This window comes from Nonomuraea sp. NPDC050451 (assembly GCF_044458585.1).
The window spans coordinates 14,941-35,746 of sequence record NZ_JBITHZ010000052.1; the positions used below are offsets into that span (position 1 = coordinate 14,941).

15 protein-coding genes and 1 pseudogene are annotated in these 20,806 nt (G+C 65.8%); 7 read left to right on the forward strand and 9 right to left on the reverse strand.

Going from position 1 to position 20,806, the window contains the following annotated elements; genetic code table 11:
- Window positions 1-42: 42 nt before the first annotated feature.
- Window positions 43-1,410, reverse strand: coding sequence for a condensation domain-containing protein (locus ACIBI9_RS61850; RefSeq protein ID WP_397237491.1), 1,368 nt, complete (start codon window positions 1,408-1,410; stop codon window positions 43-45).
- Window positions 1,411-2,603: 1,193 nt separating this feature from the next.
- On the opposite strand from ACIBI9_RS61850, the gene ACIBI9_RS61855 reads away from it, so the two are divergent.
- Window positions 2,604-3,686, forward strand: coding sequence for a streptomycin biosynthesis regulator (locus ACIBI9_RS61855; RefSeq protein WP_397237493.1), 1,083 nt, complete (start codon window positions 2,604-2,606; stop codon window positions 3,684-3,686).
- A gap of 238 nt (window positions 3,687-3,924) precedes the next feature.
- Here ACIBI9_RS61855 and ACIBI9_RS61860 read toward each other — a convergent pair.
- Window positions 3,925-4,349, reverse strand: a pseudogene (locus tag ACIBI9_RS61860) (IS5/IS1182 family transposase); the annotation flags it as partial.
- Window positions 4,334-5,323: a hypothetical protein gene (locus tag ACIBI9_RS61865; protein WP_397237495.1), complete on the reverse strand. Its 990-nt coding sequence runs from the start codon at window positions 5,321-5,323 to the stop codon at window positions 4,334-4,336. The gene ACIBI9_RS61865 and the pseudogene ACIBI9_RS61860, both read right to left, overlap by 16 nt.
- A 361-nt stretch (window positions 5,324-5,684) precedes the next feature.
- Here ACIBI9_RS61865 and ACIBI9_RS61870 point away from each other — a divergent pair, with 361 nt between their 5' ends.
- The 4 genes from ACIBI9_RS61870 (at window position 5,685) to ACIBI9_RS61885 (ending at window position 10,861) form a co-directional block, all read left to right on the forward strand.
- Entirely contained in the window at window positions 5,685-6,602 is a 918-nt protein-coding gene (locus tag ACIBI9_RS61870; RefSeq protein ID WP_397237497.1) for a transglutaminase domain-containing protein, read from the forward strand.
- A 289-nt stretch (window positions 6,603-6,891) separates the two neighbouring features.
- Window positions 6,892-8,142 carry an aspartate aminotransferase family protein gene (locus tag ACIBI9_RS61875; RefSeq protein ID WP_397237499.1) on the forward strand — a complete coding sequence of 417 codons (1,251 nt, stop codon included), beginning with the start codon at window positions 6,892-6,894 and terminating at the stop codon, window positions 8,140-8,142.
- Between the two features lie 38 nt (window positions 8,143-8,180).
- Window positions 8,181-9,146: a ferritin-like domain-containing protein gene (locus tag ACIBI9_RS61880; RefSeq protein ID WP_397237501.1), complete on the forward strand. Its 966-nt coding sequence runs from the start codon at window positions 8,181-8,183 to the stop codon at window positions 9,144-9,146.
- On the forward strand, window positions 9,143-10,861 hold the full coding sequence (locus ACIBI9_RS61885) for an acyl-CoA dehydrogenase family protein (RefSeq protein ID WP_397237503.1): 1,719 nt from the start codon (window positions 9,143-9,145) through the stop codon (window positions 10,859-10,861). Before ACIBI9_RS61880 ends, ACIBI9_RS61885 begins: the two co-directional genes overlap by 4 nt.
- A 70-nt stretch (window positions 10,862-10,931) precedes the next feature.
- Here the strand turns inward: ACIBI9_RS61885 and ACIBI9_RS61890 are convergent, their stop codons facing one another.
- Entirely contained in the window at window positions 10,932-11,204 is a 273-nt protein-coding gene (locus ACIBI9_RS61890; RefSeq protein ID WP_397237505.1) for an acyl carrier protein, read from the reverse strand.
- A 398-nt stretch (window positions 11,205-11,602) separates the two neighbouring features.
- Between ACIBI9_RS61890 and ACIBI9_RS61895 the strand changes: the two genes are divergently transcribed.
- Window positions 11,603-13,255 carry an AMP-binding protein gene (locus tag ACIBI9_RS61895; protein ID WP_397237507.1) on the forward strand — a complete coding sequence of 551 codons (1,653 nt, stop codon included), beginning with the start codon at window positions 11,603-11,605 and terminating at the stop codon, window positions 13,253-13,255.
- Here ACIBI9_RS61895 and ACIBI9_RS61900 read toward each other — a convergent pair.
- Window positions 13,252-14,727 (reverse strand): class I adenylate-forming enzyme family protein, encoded by a 1,476-nt coding sequence (locus ACIBI9_RS61900; protein WP_397237509.1) that lies wholly within the window; start codon window positions 14,725-14,727, stop codon window positions 13,252-13,254. The genes ACIBI9_RS61895 and ACIBI9_RS61900 overlap by 4 nt on opposite strands.
- Before the next feature lie 205 nt (window positions 14,728-14,932).
- Here ACIBI9_RS61900 and ACIBI9_RS61905 point away from each other — a divergent pair, with 205 nt between their 5' ends.
- On the forward strand, window positions 14,933-16,177 hold the full coding sequence (locus ACIBI9_RS61905; protein ID WP_397237511.1) for a type III PLP-dependent enzyme: 1,245 nt from the start codon (window positions 14,933-14,935) through the stop codon (window positions 16,175-16,177).
- A 64-nt stretch (window positions 16,178-16,241) separates the two neighbouring features.
- Here the strand turns inward: ACIBI9_RS61905 and ACIBI9_RS61910 are convergent, their stop codons facing one another.
- The 4 genes from ACIBI9_RS61910 to ACIBI9_RS61925 form a co-directional block, all read right to left on the reverse strand.
- Entirely contained in the window at window positions 16,242-17,885 is a 1,644-nt protein-coding gene (locus tag ACIBI9_RS61910; protein ID WP_397237513.1) for a glycoside hydrolase family 3 protein, read from the reverse strand.
- Between the two features lie 127 nt (window positions 17,886-18,012).
- Window positions 18,013-18,279 (reverse strand): acyl carrier protein, encoded by a 267-nt coding sequence (locus ACIBI9_RS61915; protein ID WP_397237515.1) that lies wholly within the window; start codon window positions 18,277-18,279, stop codon window positions 18,013-18,015.
- Between the two features lie 85 nt (window positions 18,280-18,364).
- The gene (locus tag ACIBI9_RS61920; protein ID WP_397237517.1) at window positions 18,365-19,537 is read right to left on the reverse strand and encodes an acyl-CoA dehydrogenase family protein; all 1,173 of its coding nucleotides are present in this window, start codon (window positions 19,535-19,537) and stop codon (window positions 18,365-18,367) included.
- A 153-nt stretch (window positions 19,538-19,690) separates the two neighbouring features.
- Window positions 19,691-20,806 carry an acyl-CoA dehydrogenase family protein gene (locus tag ACIBI9_RS61925; protein WP_397237519.1) on the reverse strand — a complete coding sequence of 372 codons (1,116 nt, stop codon included), beginning with the start codon at window positions 20,804-20,806 and terminating at the stop codon, window positions 19,691-19,693.

Here is a 20,806-nt window from a genome sequence, read left to right on the forward strand (position 1 = left end):
CGCACCGCCGCACGTCTGCAATCGCCGAGGCGAAGGCGCCGGTCAGTCCAAGGGCAGGTCTCCCGCGCGGACCGAGTTCCCCTCTGCCATCGCCTGAAGTGCGGACTCCACCCCTGACAGCAATCTCGTCAACATGCTCCGGCTGAGCAGCCGGGAATTCACGCGGGCCGTGACGAAGATACGCTTCTCGTCGTCGTAGCCGATCCGGAAAGAGCAGTGACTCGGCATGTAATTCCAACTCGGCAACCATTCGAAAACCGTGTCCTCCGTGACCTGTCGATCGTGCGGCTCGAAAGCCCGCGCCTCCGTGATGAAGTTGTTGAAGAGAAAACTGGTGACCCGGTCGTGTATGGCATCGAATCCGCAATCGCGCAGGGATGCCTGTAGGGAAGAGGGGGGCCAATAGGCGCTCAGGTAGGCCCGTGGCATATCGGCGTTGATGCTCTGAACCATCTCCGCAAGTGTTCCCGCCGAGGAGCACGGTGCCGCGATGACGCCGCCCTGAGCCAAGGGACCGGCGTACTCGTCGGCCCGGTGCAGGTACCGGTTGGCGAAAACGATCTCCACGGCCGCGTGGCCGTCATGCCCAGTGACGGCGGCGACAGCCGCCGAAATCGCCGCGAGCAGCACGCTTCCCGCGATTGCTTTATGACGTGTCACCGCGGCTGGCAGGGCCTTCGCCGCTCGGTACGAAGTCATCTTAGCGTGAATGATCGGGACGTCCTCGCCTTCCAGTCGCGGAGCGCCCCACAGATGCGGGCCGGTCCGCTGAAGTGCCCTACTCCACTGATCACAGGCGCGCTGGCCCTTGGACCTCACCAGGCGCGTATTCTCCAGCTGTACCTGATCGAACGGTTGCCAATACGCCTCGCCGGGCGGAACGTGTTGCCCATCGACGAACTTCAGGAATGACGTCTCCAAAACCTTGAGCCCTTGGCGGTCGACCGCTAGGTGGGATATGTTCGGGAACACGAATCGTGGCACACCGTGATCGGTGAAAACCATGAAGGTGAATTGAGGCCCCTGCGTGTGGTCGAACACCGTGGCGAGGCTCTCCTGGACCTCGCCGTATACCGACTCGCGGGTCTCGCCTGCGATGTCCACTATCTCGACAGGCACTTTGGTCGGCTGGGTTACCTTTTGAGCAGGGCCCTCGTGAGTCTCCTGGAAGACGGTGCGAAGAGTCGCGTGCGCGCGTACGAGATCGGCCAGTGCGCCCAGAACCGTGGGCATCGTGACTCCCCCGGGTAGTCTCCATTGCAGTCCGACGTTGAGCAGGTTCGCATCCTGACCGAAGTGGACGAGGCCTTGCCACACAGAGTGCTGCCCCCAGGTCTGCGGGAACGAGTGGTCAGGCTCCTGCGGCAGCTCAGAATAGTCGATCTCCACATATTCCGTGTTCCTCTTCATGGTGCTCTCCTGTCGTTGGGGGGGGTGACCGTACTCAATCCGTGAGGACGTGGATTCGAAGCCGTATTCTGCGAGACCAGCCGCTACGCCACTAATTCGCCGGTCAGAAATTTGGTCGCGAACTGCGTCTCGGGGACCGAGTCTTATGGACAACAGGCTGCACCAACCGTGCCGACTCGGCCAAGGGGGTGCAGCCGGCGGGCCCGCGCTGCTCCGTTCGCGGCTTTGCGGGTGTTCAGGGCTGGGCGGCGCCCGCATACGACTCCCGGCAGCGTGCCGACGCATTGGCGCGGCCCCGGTCAGGCTTGCGCGGGTGAGCGCGTCGCCCAGGTTGACCAGCGCTGTTGCACTTACGTCCCGGTTTCTGGCTCGTGACATCATGCGTGCGTCCAATGGGCTTGATATGCCGCGAATCCCGGTGTAGAAGTGCACGCGATCAGCACTGCTCTCGCGTCCGCGGAGCGAGGTCCGTACTTCCGTACGACGGCCGAGCAGGGGACGAAGGGGCGCCCAGGAACCACAAGAACCTCGGTCGTGATCGACGAACTTCCGTTACCTGCGGCGTTGTCAGCAGTTAATACGGTGGGTTAGCCTCAACTGGATCAGTGCGCTGAAAGCGCTCTAGAAGGCCATGCCCGAAGATTGGCGCGGGATTGTGATACAGGTGTGCGGGGGTAGGTATGCTATTCGCAAGACAATTCTGCGGGCTGCTCATCCACACTCCGATCCCCGCGTATCCTGTGCAGGATGTCCTCCTAGCGAAGCCATCGAGCCGTGTCGGCTGCTGTGCCCGGGCGGTGTCACACATCAAGCGGACACTTCGAGTGATGGCATTCTCTCAAGCGGACTCTGAAAGGGTCGTGTGGTGCTAGGAAGCCTTGGCCGGGAGAAGATCGTCGATCCCGTGTCGGAAACAGGCCGTCTCGGCTCTCCAAGGCCATCCGTCGTAACACTTCGGCCGGGCAATGAAACCTGGCGATCGTTCAAGTTGTGGCGGCGACGTCAGACGGGATGCTCACGTGAGCCTCGAATCTGCCTTTGTTCTCCCGCCGCCAGGCTGCCGAACGAGTGTCGGTGCGGCATTGTAGGGGGCCATTGATCCATAACGCGAGACATCAGAGGTCAGCAGACTTCGTTTGAAGCGGTCTGGCCGAACTGGGCGGCGAGACGTGTGGATGCAAGGAGAGATTAGCTTGAGTCAACAAGTCGAGGGGTATTTCTCCGAAGGCGAGATCGTAGCGGCCGGGATTCATTCGCTTCCTGCACGAGGATACATCGGCGATCAGTCAGAGGTTAAATGGATACTCATCGACGAGTTAGTGCCTGGCCATTCTCCTAGGCTTGAGGGAGAAGACCCGGGGCATGTGCAGGTCCTCGCGGAGACGCAGTCGGAACTGCCTCCAATCCTCGTGCACTGGCCGAGCATGCGGGTGATCGACGGAATGCACCGGCTGGTTGCCGCCCGGCTCAAGCAAGTACGGACGATCAAGGTAAGATTCTTCGAAGGTGACGAGTGCGAGGCATTCATCGCCGCCGTGAAGGCCAACGTCACCCACGGATTACCACTCACCGTCGCGGATCGGGAAGCGGCGGCGATTCAGATCATCGAGATCCACCCTCATGCCTCCGATCGGTCGATCGCCGCGATCACCGGCCTCGGGCCGCGCAGGGTGGCCGCCCTACGCCAGCGGATGGGTACGGAAGAGGCCCGGTCGCTGGTACGCCTCGGACGCGACGGTCGGCTCCGGCCGTTGAACAGCGCCGACGGCCGCCGCATGGCCAGCGAGATCATGGCGAAGCGGCCCGACGCCTCGTTACGCGAAGTGGCGAAGCTCGCGGGCATCTCTCCGGCGACGGTGCAGGACGTGCGCAGGCGGATGGAGCGTGGAGAAGACCCCGTTCCGGCTAAGCTGCGCGCCGAACAGGAGGGACCTCGGCCACACGACGGCGCCGGGCATGAGGATTCGCCCACCGCGAGGAAGAGCCACGCGGATGCCGTGGCGCGAGATTATGACCGCGCGCCGACGCGGGACCGCGCCTCGATGCTGGACACTCTTCGGAAGGATCCGTCACTGCGCCTCAGCGTCAATGGACGTAAGGTGCTGCACTGGTTGTACGCGCACATGGCGGGCCCGAGAGGTTGGGAGGACATCGTGCACGAGATCCCCACTCATTCCGCCTTTGTCGTCGCTCAGATGGCACGTGACTGTGCCTTCGAATGGGCAGAGTTCGCGCAGCAGCTGGAACGGCGGCTGCAAACTTCCGAAGAGAGATAGGCGCGCTGCCGGCCAAGACTCACGACCTGAGCGCCGCCCGCAGCTGGGGCACCCCGCGCGCACTGGGCAAGCCGGGATCATCACTCTGGACAAGGCATACCAGGGAGCCGAAGGCCCGGTCCGCACTCCGTACAAGGGCAAGAACAAGCCCGGCCACCTGCGCGGGGCCATCGCCGTCCTGCGGAATCATCAAGTCGCGCAGGCGGCGGGAGGATGAGAAGCGTTCCGTGAACCCTTTTCATCCTGAGTAGCGGCCCTCTGCGATGAGCCGCAGGAGGAGGATGGTCTGCACGAGTGTGGTGACTCGATGCGGGCAGCAGCGCAGCTTGGTCGGCACCTTCCAGCTTTCGATGGCGCGGGTGCGGGCGCGATTGACGTCTTGCTGGCTGCGGGACAGCCGAGGCTGGTGGCGATGCCGTTGAAAAGGTGTCCTGCCCGGTAGTGTCGGCGAGGTCCACACCGGCCGGTCCGCCGGGTCGGCCGGGAGGTGCGCGTTCAACCTCGTGCTGCTTGTGCTGGTCGCTGTAGGACGGCCGCTCGTGGCCAGGCGGTCGATCGGGATGGGGGTGCCGTCCAAGATGGTGTGGGTCGGCCGGGATGCGCGCGCTGCGGTGGCGCGTATAGGGCGGCCAGCTCAGCCGGCAGATTCAGGCTTTCTCGGACCTAGCGTCAGGCGGTGGTGGTTGGCGATGGAGAAGCCGGTGGCCGGACGGGTCAGCGTGTGGTTGGACAACGGAAGGCCGGGATGCTCTTCTCCGGACGGTCTGCAGATCCGGGTGAATCAGGATGCGCAATCCCCGGCAGTGATGGCAGACGACGCCGAGCTCGCCCTTCTCCAGCGGCAACGCGCGATTCAGTGTCGAGCCGAAACAGAACGCGGCATATTCCTTGGTGAAGTACGTGGACGCCAGGCAGGCCAGTGAGATGTCCAGCGTCTTGGTCAGGCCGTCGCTGTCCACGACCTCCACCCAGGCATGCCGCTGGGCGCCGAGCCCGGCGACCAGGTAGCCTACTCGCGGGTACGCATCCTTTTTGATGTCCTTGAGGTGGCCCGCGAGTGCCATGGAGAGGCCGACACAATCACCGACATTCCAGCGGTAGGTGTAGGAAACCTCGATGGACAGTTTGGGTGGGGTGTAGTGGTAGCGATATCGCTGTAGCGCATACTGCCATACTTCCCCGATCCGGCTGTCCTGGATGGTTGCGCTCGTGCCCTGGCGTGTGATCACTCCTTGCCACTCGGCCCGGCCCGCTCCGGTGATTTTTTCGTCCCATGCGCTGCCACACAGTTCTGGTGCCTCCCACTCATCGCTGTCACACGCGGTGCCCTGTGGGCAAGTGGCGCTCATGACGACGTTGAACCGCAACGTGCGGGTCCGATCGGACGGCACGATTATGCGGCCGAGGTACTTCATCTCGAGCTCCGGCTGGGTGTTGCCCAGACCGGAGTACAAAGCCAGGTTGTACATGTCCCGGGCGTCGTAATATGTCCGGCCCTCGACTTGGATGGCGCCCGGGATGGAAGCCGGATCAAGGCCGGGGCGGCGAAGTATCTGCCGGGTACGGTGGAGATCGATCAGATCGCGATACTCCGGCGGTGTAGGGACCACGTGCCGCCATGCGTGACGCAGATCCATTTCCAACCTCTCCGGCTCATCAATGAAAGACGCTTCTGGCTGCGGTGGCCCATTTCCGCCAGACGTCATCAGCCGAGCAACACGCGGGCTCACTCTTTCAGGCCTCTTGTCCATGACGGGAGAGCAGCCATCTCTGCCCAAATATGTATCATTTCTTGCGCCGCGCCCCCGCGTGAGCGGTCTGACAACCGCCGGATCCCGTCGGGGGCCCAAGAGCCATCCATGGGCACAGCCGTGGGCGAAGAGATACCTGGTCGCGGTCGGTGATATTCGCGGACGCGGGCCGCCATAGACGATCGGGAACGGTGCCGAAACCAGGCGGACCTCCTGTCGACGCCGTTCCCGGTGAGGAGAGCCAGCCGTGGCCAAGGACCTGAGTGATGAGCTGGACCGACACATGCGCGCCCTGGTGTCGAAGCTCAAGCTCATCCCCGACGAGGCGCGCTCGTTCACGATGTCGATGGACGACGCGATCCGGGGTTACCGCTTGACCCGCGAGCTTCTGGAACGGTTGCTGGCCTACGGGCTGCCGGCCGGCAACGGGCCCGACGGGCCGCGTATGGACCATCTGGATCTGCGCAACGCGGCCTTCCGGCTCGGCTTTGGGCCGATCGCGCTGGCCGCGCGACGGTTCTGGGCGGCCAGCCTCAACCAGCCGGGCAGCCAGCCGCGAACCTATGAGATTTTCTATTACGCGACCTGCCCCACGCCTGGCCATGGCCTGGTCTGCGGCTACAGATTCCTGCTACCGGGTGGCGGGTACGCCGATTGCGAAGTACCGGCGGATGTCGGCGCCTCGTACAAGACCACGTTGTCCCTCGCCACGGAATGGCCGTTGCTCCCCCCGGAGAGCCGGCACATCCTCCAGGGCATGGAGGAACTCGAATTCATGTACCTCCCGAGGCCGCTCAAGACCGATCTCGGCTTCATCCGGCAGACCGGCCTGTCCGACTGTCTCGGTACGACCAGACTCCTGGTCCACGAGGGTCGTCGCCATGGAGTACCGGTCCGGCCGTCATTCGGATTCATCGTCGCCCCGCCGTACGTCTCCCTCCACAATTGGGCGGAGTTTCTGGTGGGGGACCGATGGGTGCCGATTGATCCGGTGCTGATCAAATTCATGGTCGACATGGAGCTGCTTGACGCGTGTGACTGGCCCGGTTTCCGCTCGCCAGGAGCGATGCTGGTGCGCGTCGGCGATGAACCGACGTGGATAGGCGCGCACGAGGGCGATCCCGTTCCCGCCGAGGTGCGAACCAGACGGCTGCGCGGGAGCTGATCCCCCATCGCGCGGCCGTTCGACCAGTGCCGCTGATTCAGTCGAACATATTACCTTCGGATGGAGCGGCGCGCTCTTTTCAACCCCGGGCGAAGTCGCATGTCGAGCCGCGTCCGCGTCTCGGACGGGGCTCTGCCATGTGCTGGCCAAACAGCGCTGAAGGCTGCTTAGGTGGCTGACGTCTCGGAATCGCTCGCCCGCGTACACGCTGAGTTTCCCCACTCCCGGAGGACCTGTCTTGGGCGAATCAGGAATGCACACCACCCCCGCTTCCTCCGCGACCGCACGCATGGCATACACCCGCGTGAAACTCCATTTGTCGCCGAAGCAGGCACTCAGCGGCCGGTTGGCGGGCAATGGGGCCGTCGAGGTCAGCGCGTCGGAGTGTCGCGTGGAATTGTCCGACGGGCGCAGCGCGCTCGACTTCGGGTCCTACGCTGTGACGATCCTGGGGCACCGGCACCCTGACGTACTGGAAGCCGTGCACCGCCAGCTCGACCTCATGCCCACAGCCACCCGGCTGCTCACCAACCCGATGACCGCTGCGGCCGCCGCGGCGCTGGCCGCCTATCTCGGCGGTGCGCTCAATCGTGTCTTTTTCGGCGCGAACGGCGCGGACGCCGTGGAGGCCGCCATCAAGCTCGCGCGTCTGGCGAGTGGACGGAACCGGATCGTGGCGGTGCAAGGGGGTTTCCACGGCAAGTCCCTCGGGGCGCTGGCGCTCACGCATCATGAGCGCTATCGCGGCGGGTTGCAGGACGTGCTGGCACCGGTGGTTCACGTCTCACCTGACGACTCGGACGCCGTGGCGAAAGAGTGCGCCGCAGGAGACGTGGCGGCGCTGGTGTTCGAGCCGTTGCAGGGCGAGAACGGCGTTCGCCCCCTGGACGGTGAGGTGATGCGCGCATGGTGTGCGGCAGCGGCCCAGCACGGGACGTTCGTAGTCGCCGACGAGATCCAGACCGGTCTTCGCCGCTGCGGCGAGCGCTCGCTCGCGATGGAGGCGGGGCTCCCTGTGGACGCCGTCCTGCTGGGGAAGTCGCTGGGAGGGGGCGTGCTGCCGTTGTCGGCCGCCGTGTGCGGCGAGCGCTTGTACGCGCCGTTGCTCGCCGATCCCACCATTCATTCGGCGACGTTCTCCGGACACCCGCTAGCGTGCGCGGCCCTGCCCGTCGCGCTCGAAGCCATCGAGGCGTTGGCCGCTCAGGGGCGGGTGCTGGCCGCCGCGATGGAACGCGGGCTCGCTCGTCTGCGGCATGAGCATGCTCACCTCGTCGAGGGGGTGCGGGGGAGGGGCCTGCTATGGGGTCTCGACCTGCCCTCCGAGGGTCTCACCGCGAAGCTGATCGTACGGCTCGCGCACGGCGGGCTTCTGGTGTCGCCGTGCATGAGCAGGCCGGCCACGCTGAGGTTGATGCCGCCGCTGGTCGCGGGCGCCGACGAGGTCGAGCAGGCATTGCAGATCCTTTCGTCGGCCCTGTCCGAACTGTCCGGGCCTACGTCAAGGAGCCGGGCCTACGTCAAGGAATCGCCCGTGTGACCCGGTGACACGCGGCTGAGGGAGGACAGGGAGTCCTGGTGCAGGAAGGGAACGGATCGACTGCCATCGAATCTCTGGTCATCACGAGATTCACCTGGGACTACGCGGCGAAGCAGCCGAGGCTGCGTGCTCTCTACGAGAAGGGGAAGGCGGCCCAATGGAATGCGGTGACCGACATCGACTGGACACCGCAGTTGCACTATGGAGCCCCGCTGGTGGACAGCCTGACGACCGGGGCGGTGCAGGCGCGCCGCCCCGACAACTGTCCCGTACCAGCGGAACTGTGGAACGACTACCGCTGGGAATACCACGCCTGGATCACCAGCCAGTTCCTTCATGGCGAGCAGGGGGCGCTCCTGGCGACCGCCCGCCTGGTGGAGACTGTCCCCGACCTCGACGACAAGTTCTACGCCGCCAGCCAGGTCACTGACGAGGCACGGCACGTCGAGGCGTTCTCCATGTACCTCGAGCGGCTCGGGCACAGCTACCCGATCAACCCGGCACTCCACGCCATGCTGTCGAACATCGTGTCCGACAGCCGTTGGGACATCATCTACCTCGGCATGCAGATCATCGTCGAAGGGCTGGCACTCGCCGTCTTCAGGATGAGCCAGGTCTCGGGGTTCGATCCGATCATCCGGCAGATCACCAGGCTGGTCGCGCGGGACGAGGCCAGGCACGTGGCGTTCGGAGTGCTGGCTCTGGAGGGCCTGTCCGACGAGCTGAGCAGCCGGGAGAAGGCCGATCGGGAGGAGTTCATCAAGGAGTCGGCACTGCTCATGTCGCGCCGGTTCCGGCTCGAAGAGGTATGGGAGCGCATGGACATCAATGTGGCGGCCGGAGTGGAGTTTGCGATGACGGATCCGGTGATGTGTGATTTCCGCCGGCTGATGTTCGCGAAAATCATCAGTAATCTGGCCAAGCTGCAACTGCTGACCGAGGGCGTGCGGGAGCACCTGGACCAGCTGTCCCTGCTGAGACGCTCGGCGGGTGCCGACCGATGACCGATCAGGGCGTGATTGCCTGGCGGCGGCTGATGCGGGACGACATCTGCCGTACCGCGCCATTGAGCGACATCGAGGATCATCTGGCGCGGCCGTCGACAACGGCGGCGCTCGACGAGGTGGAGCGGTGCGGCACGTATCCGCGTGCCGTGATCCGTGACCTCCGCGCCCGGGGCCTGGCAGAGCTGTTCATGCCGGACCGTGCCAACTGCCTGGAGCTGAACACGCTCGACGCGCTCACGGCGCGACGGAGCGGGAGCCTTGCCGTCTCCATCGGAAGCACCACCTTGGCGTTGCTGCCCGTGTACCTGTCGGGCAGCGACGAGCAGTGCGGGTTGGTGGCCCGGCGCGTGGGTGCCGGGGCGTCCGCGGCGATGCTCCTCACCGAGCTGGACCACGGCTCGAACCTGTTGCGCAACAGGGCCGCCGCACGGCGGGGCGACGGCGGTTTCACGCTCGAGGGAGAGAAACATCTCATCAACGGCGGGTCCGAGCACGACCTGCTGATGGCGTTCCTGCGTACCCGCCCAGGACCTCCAAGCGAGCAGCGGCTGGCCGGGCTTCGCGACTTCTCCCTCTTCCTGTTGGAACGCGATGCGACCGTCGAGCCGCTGCCCCGGTGGCGGACCATGCCGGTACGGGCGGCGGACATCTCCGGTGTGCGGTTCCGCGACACGTGGGCGGCGGACGACGCGGTCGTCGGCAGGCTCGGGGACGGCTTCGCCATCGTCCAGAAGAGTCTGATGCTGTCGCATGGGGGAGTTGCGGCGTTCGCGTCCGGCGCGGTCTCTGGAGCGCTTGAGTTCGCGCTGGGCCACGCGAGAACGCGAGACGTGTACGGCGGTCCCATCGTGTCGCTGGGTGCCATCGCCGAGCATCTCGTTCGCATGATGGTCCTTGATGTCGTCATCGCGGCCCTGGCCGTCAAGGCCGCATATGGGAGCAATCGTTTCGGCTCCGGGGCGGGCTATTTCGGCGCTGCCGCCAAGTACGCCTGTTGCCGGCTCGCGGAGGAGGCCGTGGGCGAGGGACGGCAGGTGCTCGGGGCGCGTGCCTTCCTCGAGTCCCTGCCCTATGCCCGGTTCGTTCGAGACGTGCCGCTGTACGGCGTGTTCGATGGCACGAGTCATGTCATGCTCGACGAGCTCAGTGCGCAGGTGATGCGCTTCGCCACCACGGCGCGCGTCCATCCGAGCATGGAAGCGCTCCGGAGTGTATACCTGGCCGAGCCGCAGCCCATCCGTGCAACCCGTCGCTCCTGGCGGCCCTACGCCCCCGCATTGGCCGGTCGGTGCGGCGACCTCGCGTCCGAGTCGGGTAGCGCGCCCGTTGAGGTGCTGGCGGGCTTGGCGGTCGCACTGGACGGAGTGACGCGGGCCGCGCGTGCCACTGGCCGCTGGGCCGCCGAGCAAGGCCTGCGTTTCGAGCTGGCGGCCGTGCTGGCCGAGATCGAGGCGCTGCTGGCGGTGTGCGAGCTGGCATCGCCCGCGTGCCGGGCATCCTTGGGGCTTCCGGACGGGGTGACGGAGACGGATGCCGCGATCCCCGGCGTCGCCGTGGAGTGGCTCGGTGGCCGGCTGGCAGACCGCCTGCGGGGCATCAGCCGCGCCGTCGGCTCACCCGAGGCCGAGAAGGCGGTTGGTGTGTTGTGCCCCTACCAGGCTCCGGGCCAGGACAAGGCCCTGCTGCGAGCGGCTGTGACGGGAACGGATTAGCCAGGGCCCGAGCCGGTCGGCCGGGGGACGGGTGTAGTGGGAGCCCGAGCCGGCCGGCAGGGACGATCGGCTACAGGAAGTGCAGGGCGGCGGCGTCGATGGCGGCCTCGACGGCGTCCATGGTCGGCAATGTTGCCTCATTCGTGCACACTTTTTCTGCGAGGTACTCGGACAGCTCGCTCACCGTGCCGACAGGAGGAGCCTCGCCCATGCTCGCCGGATCCATCGTGAAGAGATCTTCCAGATTGAAGGCGAGCTCCAGCAGACGCATCGAGTCGAACCCCAGGTCCTCAAGAAGCCGGGCGTCGAGGTGAGCGTGCTCGGAGGGCTCCGGCGCGAACATTCCGACCATCCGTTGTACGACATCGTCTACTTTCGGCCGGAGAGCCTCATGGTCGTGACACGTGCACGCGTGGGTGTCGGACATGCATGGCCTCTCTGCGATTGTCGCTCGTCATTGATGAGCTGACCATTGCGTGGCGGCAGGCGGTGAGGCGGTCGCACGGACCGACGATCCATCGAGGCGACGCGGCGCCTGCGGCCTTCAGATTAGCTCAGTCTGCTCGTCCGGCGAATGATCACACTCTTATACGCCCGCACGCGAGTGCGATGGTGGAGCCGGCGCATCCGGACGGCAACTCGGTGATGGGACACACGTTCGACATGTTCATTGACTGCCTTCACATCCCCTAGGTAGAGACGTACTGAGCCGGCACGTGGCTGGTCCGAGGGAGGACGAGAGTGGCACTGCTGACATGGCTGGAGAACCCACCCGCTGACCGTGGCTTGCGAATTCTCGACCGGGACGGCAGCACGTGGAACTTCCACTCCTACGCCGACTTGGCCCTGCAAACGAGGCGGGCGGCGAGGCGGTTACGGGCTGCAGGAGTGTCCGAGGGCGACGTGGTCGTCCTGGTCCGGCGGACCTCACCCGAGTTCATGGCCGACTTCTTCGCCGCGCTGCTGCTGGGTGCCACGCCTTCGCCTGTGGCGCAACCCTCGGTGCTGCGGGACCGGACAGCGTACCTGAATCATGTCGACCGGATCGTCCGGATGGTGTCACCGTCCGCGATCGCCACGACGGAGGATGCCGCGGCGATCATCGAGCCCGTCGTGCGTGCGCACGGATGCACCGTCGTCACCGACATCCCTGACGACATCGAGCCGCTGGACACGCACCCGGTGATACCAGAGATCGGCGTGATCCAGTTCAGTTCGGGGTCCGTCGGACCTCCTCGTGGTGTCGCGGTGCCCTTCGCCTCCCTGCAGTCGAACACGGCCGCCATGCACGCCTGGCTGGAGGTCACCGGCGCCGACTCGTATGCGAGCTGGCTGCCGCTCCACCATGACATGGGGCTGGTCGGCATGTTCCTGCTGCCGATCGAAGGTGTGTCGGACATGTGGCTGATGCAACCGCAGGAATTCGTGCGGTCGCCGTTGCGCTGGCTCCGGTGTTTCGCGGACCACGGCGCGACGGTGACCGCGATGCCCGCGTTCGGACTGGCCCACATCGTGGCGAAGGTACAGGAGGACCAGATCACCGAGCTCGATCTCAGCGGATGGCGAGTGGCCGTTGTCGGAGCCGAGCGCATTCACGCCCACGTGGTCCGCCGGTTCCTGGACCTGCTGGCGCCGTGCGGCCTGCGGCGGGAGGTCGTCGTCCCGGCGTACGGCATGGCGGAGACGACCCTCGCGGTCACGGGCAGTGCGTGCGCGGCGGACCTCAGCACCATGACCGTGGACGGGAGAACGCTGGCGCTCGGCAGCCCCGTCCGGGTCGTCACCGGCGAAGGTGCGGGCACGACGTTGGTGGCCTGTGGCGCGCCGATCCGCGGGGTGGAGATGCGGGTGGTGGACGAGGAAGGCGGCCCAGTCGCGGAGGGCATGCTCGGCGAGATCGAGGTGCGAGGTGAGTCCCTGGCGGCCGGATACGTGCGAGAGGACGGCGGCATCGAGAAGTTCGGCGGAGTGCTGAGGACCGGAGACGCCGGCTTCGTGCGAGGCGGGCAATTGTACGTCGTCGGCCGCCTCGGCGACGGGGTCAAGCGATACGGCCAGTGGCTCTTCGCCGAGGACGTTGAACAGGTGGCGATCAGGGCCTCGCCACGGCCGCGGCAGACCGTGGCGCTGGTCGGCTCCTTCGAGGGTCGCGATACGGTCGCTGTGCTGGTCGAGGGAGGCGTGGAGGCCGGCGTCGAGCACATCGGCCGCACCGTGGCCAGGCACCTGCGCGGCTTGAGGGTGATGGTATTCGTGGTGCCGCGCGGCGTTGTCATGCGGACAACGAGTGGGAAGCCGAGACGCCGGGCCATGTGGGGGCGGCTGGTGGAGGGCGCCCTGGCCACGAACCTGGTCTGGGACTCCGAGGCGCTCGCCGATGGCGCGCGTGCCTAACCCAGGAGTGCCGCCAGCGCCGCCCTGTCGATCTTGCCGTTGTGGTTGATCGGCATGTCCGGGAGGACCTCACACCGTTTCGGCACTTTGTACTGCTCTATCTGTGCGCCGAGCTGTTTGAGCACGTCGTAGGCGTCGAGCGGGCCGGACACGAACAGCACGGCGTCTTTCCTGGTCCCGTCGGGGGGAAGCAACGTCGCCTTGTCCACACCGGGAATGCGTAGGCAGGCCGTCTCGATCTCGATGCCGCTCACCCGGAAGCCGTTGGATTTGTAGATGTCGTCACGACGCCCCGAGAAATAGAGATAACCATCGACGTCCACCCGCCCGTAGTCGCCGGTTCTCAGCTCGGGGAGAAGCCCGTCCCTTCTGGGGAAACGTTCGTCGGTCAAACTGGGGCTGCGCCAGTAACCCGCCATGACGTTCCGCCCTCTGACCGTGATCTCCCCGTAGGTCTCCGGGGGCAGCCGCCGCCCTTGGTCGTCCACCGTGAATACCTCGGTGCCCGGCAGGGCGCGTCCGCACGATCCGGGACGGCGCAGGTCCTCGTCCACCGGCATGATCGTTGCGCGCTTGCACTCCGTGAGGCCGTACATGAGCTGGATGCGGAGCCCGGGCAGGAGTGATCGTAGCCTGGCCGGGACATCTTCCGGCATGGCAGCGCCGGTGTTCGTCAGCAGGCACAGCTTCGGCAGCTCACCGCCGAACCTGTCGAGCATGCGGACCAGGTTCTGGGCCATAGACGGTACGGCCGGCAACACGGTCGCGCCCGATTCCTTCAGGCCGCGTACCAGCGCGGGACCGACCTCGTACCGCCTTGCCAGGTGAACCGCGGCGCCGCTGAGGGCGGCGAGGAAGAGCTGGTACAACCCGTAGTCGAAGGAGAGCGGAAGGCAGACGAAGACGACGTCGCCCGGCTGGTAACACAGCTGGGATTGGATGGCCTGGGCGGCGAAGAGCAACTGGTCGTGGGTCGAGACCACCGCCTTGGGCAGGCTGGTGCTTCCCGAGGTGTAGATCAGGCAGACCGGGTCCACGGCCAGGGGTGCCGCCCAGGATCCATCCTTCACCGGCGCGCGAGTGGCCATGACGAGATCGTCGACTCCCACCGCGCGGGCCCCGGCCGCCCGAGCCTGGGTCATGACCGCTGGATCGTCGCCGACAAGGAGGAAGGGCGCGGCATCCGACAGGATGTGATCGAGAGCAGGGCCGCGCACCTGTTCGTGCAGGATGACGAACGGCGCCCCGAGGCGGGCGCAGCCGTACAGCAGCGGGACCGTCACGAGGGACTGGGAGAGCAGGATCGCGACCCTGTCGCCACGCCGCACCCCCTGTTCGTGCAGCCATGTGGCGGCCCTCAGCGCGGCATGATGCAGCTCTCCGTACGTCAGGCGCTGGTCGCCCAGGCCAACGGCTTTGGCATCGCCGTGAACGTGAGCGGCGTTTTCCAGTAAATCAAAAAGGCAACTCATGCGGACTTCTCCATGGAAGGCTGAACTGCGCCCCCGGCCGGGCGAATGCTCGTGCGGGTATTCCCGGTCCGCCCTACCGGACGGCCTGCTCGCTGTGATATCTCATGGTGAGGTCGATGTCCGGTGCTCGTCACAGGTCATGATGACGTGACGACGATATTTCGCTGTCTTCCGAGAACCGGTTCTTCGTGGCCTGGAGGCTGTGATGGAGATTCCTTATCACGATCTGGTGCTGGAGTTCGGGACGCCGACGTACGTGTATGACGGTTCCCGCATGACCGGGGCGCTTGCTCATGTTCGAAATGTCCTGCATTCTCGTCTGGAGGTCTTCTACTCGCTGAAGGCTAATCCAAATATCAGTGTGTTCGCGCTGCTGAACGCGAACGGCGCCCGGGCCGAGGTTTCGTCTCTCGCCGAGCTGAGAACGGTGCTCGCCGCCGGTGCGGCACCCGAGGACGTCATTTTTCTGGGCCCCGGAAAGAGTGATGACGAACTCGACGCATGTATATCGGCCAATATCTACGCCATTGTCTGTGAGGCCTTCGACGAACTCGACCGGATCGAGCGCCTGGCCGGCGAGCGCGGCGTACGGCAAAGGGTGCTCCTGCGGATCAACCCGGCCTCGTCCGCCCCGGGCGCGCGATTGGCGATGGGCGGGAAACCGAGGCAGTTCGGCATCGACGAAAAGGCGCTGCTGGCCGAGCGGCGGCTCGCCAACCGGTTCCGGCACGCCGACCTGGCCGGCGTCCAGGTTTACTGCGGCTCCAGGATCCTGGACTGGCAGGCGATCGCAGCCAACACCGGCTACGCGCTCGACCTAGCCGAGGAGGTTGCCGCCGCCACGGGAATACGCCTGGATGCCGTGGACATCGGCGGCGGGTTCGGCGTGCCGTACTTCGAAGGCGAGCACCCACTCGATCTAAACGCGCTGGCGGAGGTCATGAACCCGGCGATCGAGCGGTTCGCCCACAACCACCCTGACACCAGGATGATTCTGGAGATGGGGCGGTTCCTGGTCGCCGCCGCCGGCGTATATCTCGTCCGGGTGCGCTCGGTGAAGGAATCCCACGGGCAGAGTTTCGTGATCACCGATGGAGGAACCCACCACCATCTGTCCGCCGTGGGCATCGGCTCCATAATGAGAAGGAACTTCCCCATCAGGCTCTTGGAGGACGCGGCAGGGCCCGAGGAAGTCTGCCAGATCGCGGGCCTCCTCTGTACGCCTAACGACCTGCTCGGCAGGAATGTCATGCTGCCGAAGCCCCGCGTCGGTGACGTCCTTGGCATCTTCCAGTCGGGGGCGTACGGGCTCTCCGCGTCCCCTGGCCTGTTCATCAGCCACGGCTTCCCCGCCGAGGTGCTCGTCCACGAGGGGAAGTCTTACCTCATACGCGAGAGAGACGAGCCGGACGACCTGCTCCGCAAGCAACGTCACCACAATTTCCGGTAGGGCGGCCGGTGCCGACCAGGGGCTCGACCCCTGCGACCGTCCGCGGGACCAGGCGCGGGCCGGCTCACGGACTGTCGTTCGCCATGCTCACCGGAAGGGTTCCCTTCGGACGATCGTGGCCGGTGAGGATGTCCGCCAGCGCATCGACAGAAGGCAGGGACGCCGAGTAGGCGCAGAGGGCGGCGCCGAGGCCGGGTGACAGGTGTGTGATGTCGAAGGGCTCGGCGAGAGAGACATGAATGATCGGGACATTGAGGCTCGCGAGGGCCGACACGAGCTCGCGCTGCCCGAAGCGCTCCTCCATCCAGGCGCGTTCCGTCATTGCGACGATCAAGTCGGTAGGCTCGACGTCCCGCGTCAAGCGCTTGACGTCGTCCAGGGACGGCAGGTGATGCAGGTCGGTAGGAGCCGAGGGATGGCCGGCGGAAGTAAGTTTGTCGGCCAATCGTTTCGCGACGAGGAAGGTCGGGCTGTCGCAGGTGGCGATCACCCGCACGCGCGCGTATCGACCGGCAGGTATAGGGAGTAGTCCGGCGTCGTCTCTGATCAGCGTGACGGACTCACGCCCGATCGTCCGGGCGATCGCCTTGTGCTCGGGAACGGCCACCGCGTCCGAAACGCCTGCCACGTCCACCGGTGCGCCACCAAGAATGCGTCGCCGTGCCTTCACCCGGAGAATCCGTAATACCGATTCATGCAGACGGTCCTCGAGAATCTCGCCGGATTCGACCGCTCGAAGAACGGCATCATACGCGCGCGGAAAATTCGACGGCCGCATCAGCAGATCGGCGCCGGCCTGGAACGCCTCCACGACATGAGATTGATCCGCCGAGTCGATGGCGCCCATGTTCAGAGCGTCCGTGACGATCAGTCCTTGGTAGTTCAGTTCGCTCCGCAGCAGATCGGTGAGTATGCGTCGCGAGAGCGTCGCGGGTCGTGCATCCCGATCCAGTGCGGGAACGGATATATGGGCGGTCATGATGGCGTCGACACCGACGTGGATGATGTCGAGAAAAGGAGGGAGATCCCGCCTGCTCCAGTCATGGTCCCGCTGGATCGTGGGCAGCGACGTGTGGGAGTCGATGTCGGTCGCGCCATGCCCAGGAAAGTGCTTGGCCACCGCCGAGACATGCTGCTGCAGGCCCTCGGTGTTGGCGGCGGCGAACGCGCCGACGCGAGCCGGGTCGGTTCCGAATGAACGAGTGCCGATGACCGTGTTGTTCACGTCGGCCAGGACGTCGCACACCGGCGCGTAGATCTGGTTGATCCCTACCCGCTTGAGCTCTTTCCCGACAACGCGTCCCACAGCACGCGCATGCTGCGGGTCTTCCGTCGCCGCCAGGGCCATCGCTCCCGGGAACTGGGTGAACGCTGTTCCCAGTCGATCCACCCGGCCGTTCTCCTGGTCGATCGCGATGAAAAGCTCGGTCGGTGCCTCGCACTGGATGCCGTTCGACAGCCGGGCGATCTGAAGGGGGTCCACCAGGTTGATCGCCCACCGGTAATAGATCACTCCTCCCACGTGGTAGGTCGCTATGAGCTCTCGGGCATCTCGCACGCCGAAATCCGCCAGATTCCGCTGCGCCGCCCATGGCGAAACGTTTGTGGACGTGTGACCGTGCACGTGTGACATGAAGAGCTGTCCGACCTTTTCTCTGAGGCTGAGCTTGGCCAGCCAGGTCAGGGCTTGGTTCTCCGCGGCATTCACCTCTTGCATGTTGAGCCTTTCGCGTGAAGGTTCTGTTCCGGGGACCGCGACCGGGATCGGGGCTGCGCCAGCCGGTCGGCGCCACGAAGGCATTCCGGCCGGCGTGCGCGCTCGCCCACGACCACCGTCATTCGGCCGGACTCTGGGCCACCAGAGAGCCGATGACCGTCCACAAGCCGGCCGGTGTCGCGAACATGTTCTCCGTCAGCATGTAGTCGGGAACCGTCACCCCGAATGCCTGCTCCAGGTCGAGGAGCAGGCTGACGGCCGCCATGGAGTCCACGCCGTGGTCGGTGAGGCTGAGGTCGGGAGAGATCGGCTCGCCGGAAGGAAGGGGGGTCAAATAGGTGCGCAGCGTCTTCTCGAAGAGAGCGGGCCACGGCTGTTCGGTCATGCGAACACCCTCCTTGTCCGAACCGGGTATCTCCCACAGGGATATGGATCAACCGCACACGCCGAGGACATGTCGTCGCGTGTGCTCATGGCGCCCAGGACAGCGGGCCGGCGCCGTCGAGCAGAGTCAGCGCCCCGATGGCGGTCAGCAGCCGGTCGTTGGAGTAGTTGAGGCTCGCCGAGCGCAGATCCCTGAAGTGGCGTTCCAGAGGAACGGGCGCATCCCGCTGGTACCCGGTCATCGCCCCGCCCAGTTGCACGAGGCGGTCCACCGCCGAGAACGTCAGTTCCGAGCAGGCGACCTTCAAGGTGTCCAGGCGGATGTGCAGCGGACGGTCGTTGAACGGCGACCCTGCGAGCCGCCGCCGCAGCACTTCGTCGCGCATGCGAAGGAGATACGCCCCCGATAGTTCCAGGTCGATACGAGCGCGGGCGAGCCGGTGCCGGACCAGATCGCTGTCCGGGGAGATGCCGCGCGGGCGCTGCCCGGACCGGATCAGCGCGACTAGCCCGTCCAGCGCCTCCCGCGCGGCGCCGAGCCAGCAGGACGACCAGGCCAGATGCCCTGCTGGAATCATGCTGTCGATCGCGATCTCCCGGAATCCGCCGGGTGCTCCGATCACCTGGTGGCCTGCGGCGATGCCGGACAGCCGCATGCCGACGCTGCGCGTGGCGCGCATGCCCATCGCGTCCCAGCCCCGGACCACCTGGGCGTCGACCTGGGTACGGTCGAGGTGGACCAGGCTCATGCGATTCGACGGCGCGTCCGGGCCGGCCTTCATGGTGATCAGGAAGCCATCGGCGTACTCGCCGCCCGTCACCACCGGCGCGCTGCGCTGCACCACCAGATTCTCGTCCTCGGTGAGCAGCGCCGAATGCGCGCTCAGCAGGTGGCCACCCTTGCCCGGCTCGGTAGTGACCGAGGCGAGATAGTAGCCTTCCCGCGCTATACGAGGCAGGAGTTCCGTGCGTAGCCGTTCACCTGCGTGCCGTACGACGGCGTCGACCTGTTGGCAATGCATGGCCCAGATCATCGCGGTGGACAGGCAACCGCCGGCGAGGAGTGCCGCCACATCGACCAGGTCTCCGAGATCGCCGTCCATGCCACCGTGCTCGGCCGGAACCAGCAGCCCGAAGAGGCCGGATTCGCGCAGCGCCCGCACGCTCTCGTGCGGGAACGCGGCCTCGGCGTCCGCCTTCGCCGCGTGCTGCGCGAGTACGGGAAGGAGCTCGGTCGCGAGCGCGATGGCTTTGGTCATGTCAGCTCCGTTTCAGTGTCAGCGGCGGTGATTCGACTCGTGTGACAGCCGGAGCCGAGTCGCGGAGACGACTTTCGTTCGGTGCGGAACCATTTGAGCGGAGTTCGCCGACGGCATGGGGAACCGATCCTCGTGTCGGCGGGAGTTCCGAGCTCAACCGATGCTGAGGTTCGCGGGGAGGTCGGCGCGCTCCCTGAGAACCCGCGGTGTGGACCCCTGGACCGTGCAGAAGAACAGCGCCTCTCGCGCCCAGCGCTGGGCCGGATGGTCACGCGTCATTCCGGCGGCGCCGCAGACGCTGAGGTAGGTCAACGCAATCTCGTTCAGCAACCAAAGGGCGCTGTTCTTCAGCTTGATCTTCTCGGAGATCTCGTCGTCGGGACGCGAGTGATCCACCAGGTGATACGCCCTGCTGCGAATGTGCTCAAGCTGGCCGGCCAGGCGATTCGCTGTCTCGCGGACACGCGGCTGCTCGCTCTCCACGCCGCGATCCCGCAATGCGGCGAGGATCGCCCGGCCGATGCCGAACACGGCGGGACTGGCGTTGATCAGGCGCAGGGCGTCGGGCCGGTGCCAGGCGTCCATGTCGACGACCTCGACCACATTCGCTTCTTCCACGAAGACGCCGTCCAACCGCAGGCTCACGGTACGCGTGCCACCCATGGCCGCGAGTGGCAGGTCAGCGGACGCGCGTAGACAATCCTGCTCCTCCGCGTTCATCACCAGGAAGACCACTCTGCTTTCACGGGTATGAGCGCCGGTCACCAGGATGTGGTTGAGCCCCCACCCGCTGTACCAGTCGGTCTTTCCGGTGATTCGCCAGCCCTGCTTCTCCGGCACCGCGACAAGGGCCGGTGGCCCGGATCGCCGAAGATGTGACACGGCCGCTCCCGCGATGACCGATCCGGAGCACATCTTCCCCAGCAGTCGCCGCTTCAGGGCATCGTTCGGGGATTGCGCGACCATCCGCATCGCCGGGAAATGTTGCCCAGCGGTCAGCCAGGTCGACGCGCACGCACCGGCGAGAATCTCCATGAATTCACGCATGACCGCCGAGGGCACGTCCGCGCCTCCGAAAGCCTTCGGCCCACTCAGGCCGAAGGCGCCGATCTCGGCGAGTGCGGTGAGGTGCGACGGAGGGATTGTTCCTCGGTCGACGAGCTGGGCATTCGGTATGAGCACCTGGTCGGCGACCCGGGTGATCGCGGCGATGAAAGGATTCTCACGGTACTCTTCCGCCGGGGGCAGCGGCCACGACGTCACACCCAT

Bases quoted from the DNA above. Each gene is read 5' to 3' on its own strand.
- ACIBI9_RS61875 (WP_397237499.1), top strand. From the start codon at position 6,892: ATGGCATACACCCGCGTGAAACTCCATTTGTCGCCGAAGCAGGCACTC.
- ACIBI9_RS61865 (WP_397237495.1), bottom strand. From the start codon at position 5,323: ATGGATCTGCGTCACGCATGGCGGCACGTGGTCCCTACACCGCCGGAG.
- ACIBI9_RS61850 (WP_397237491.1), bottom strand. From the start codon at position 1,410: ATGAAGAGGAACACGGAATATGTGGAGATCGACTATTCTGAGCTGCCG.
- ACIBI9_RS61920 (WP_397237517.1), bottom strand. From the start codon at position 19,537: ATGACCAAAGCCATCGCGCTCGCGACCGAGCTCCTTCCCGTACTCGCG.
- ACIBI9_RS61900 (WP_397237509.1), bottom strand. From the start codon at position 14,727: ATGAGTTGCCTTTTTGATTTACTGGAAAACGCCGCTCACGTTCACGGC.
- ACIBI9_RS61890 (WP_397237505.1), bottom strand. From the start codon at position 11,204: ATGTTCGCGCCGGAGCCCTCCGAGCACGCTCACCTCGACGCCCGGCTT.
- ACIBI9_RS61905 (WP_397237511.1), top strand. From the start codon at position 14,933: ATGGAGATTCCTTATCACGATCTGGTGCTGGAGTTCGGGACGCCGACG.
- ACIBI9_RS61925 (WP_397237519.1), bottom strand. From the start codon at position 20,806: ATGGGTGTGACGTCGTGGCCGCTGCCCCCGGCGGAAGAGTACCGTGAG.
- ACIBI9_RS61915 (WP_397237515.1), bottom strand. From the start codon at position 18,279: ATGACCGAACAGCCGTGGCCCGCTCTCTTCGAGAAGACGCTGCGCACC.
- ACIBI9_RS61885 (WP_397237503.1), top strand. From the start codon at position 9,143: ATGACCGATCAGGGCGTGATTGCCTGGCGGCGGCTGATGCGGGACGAC.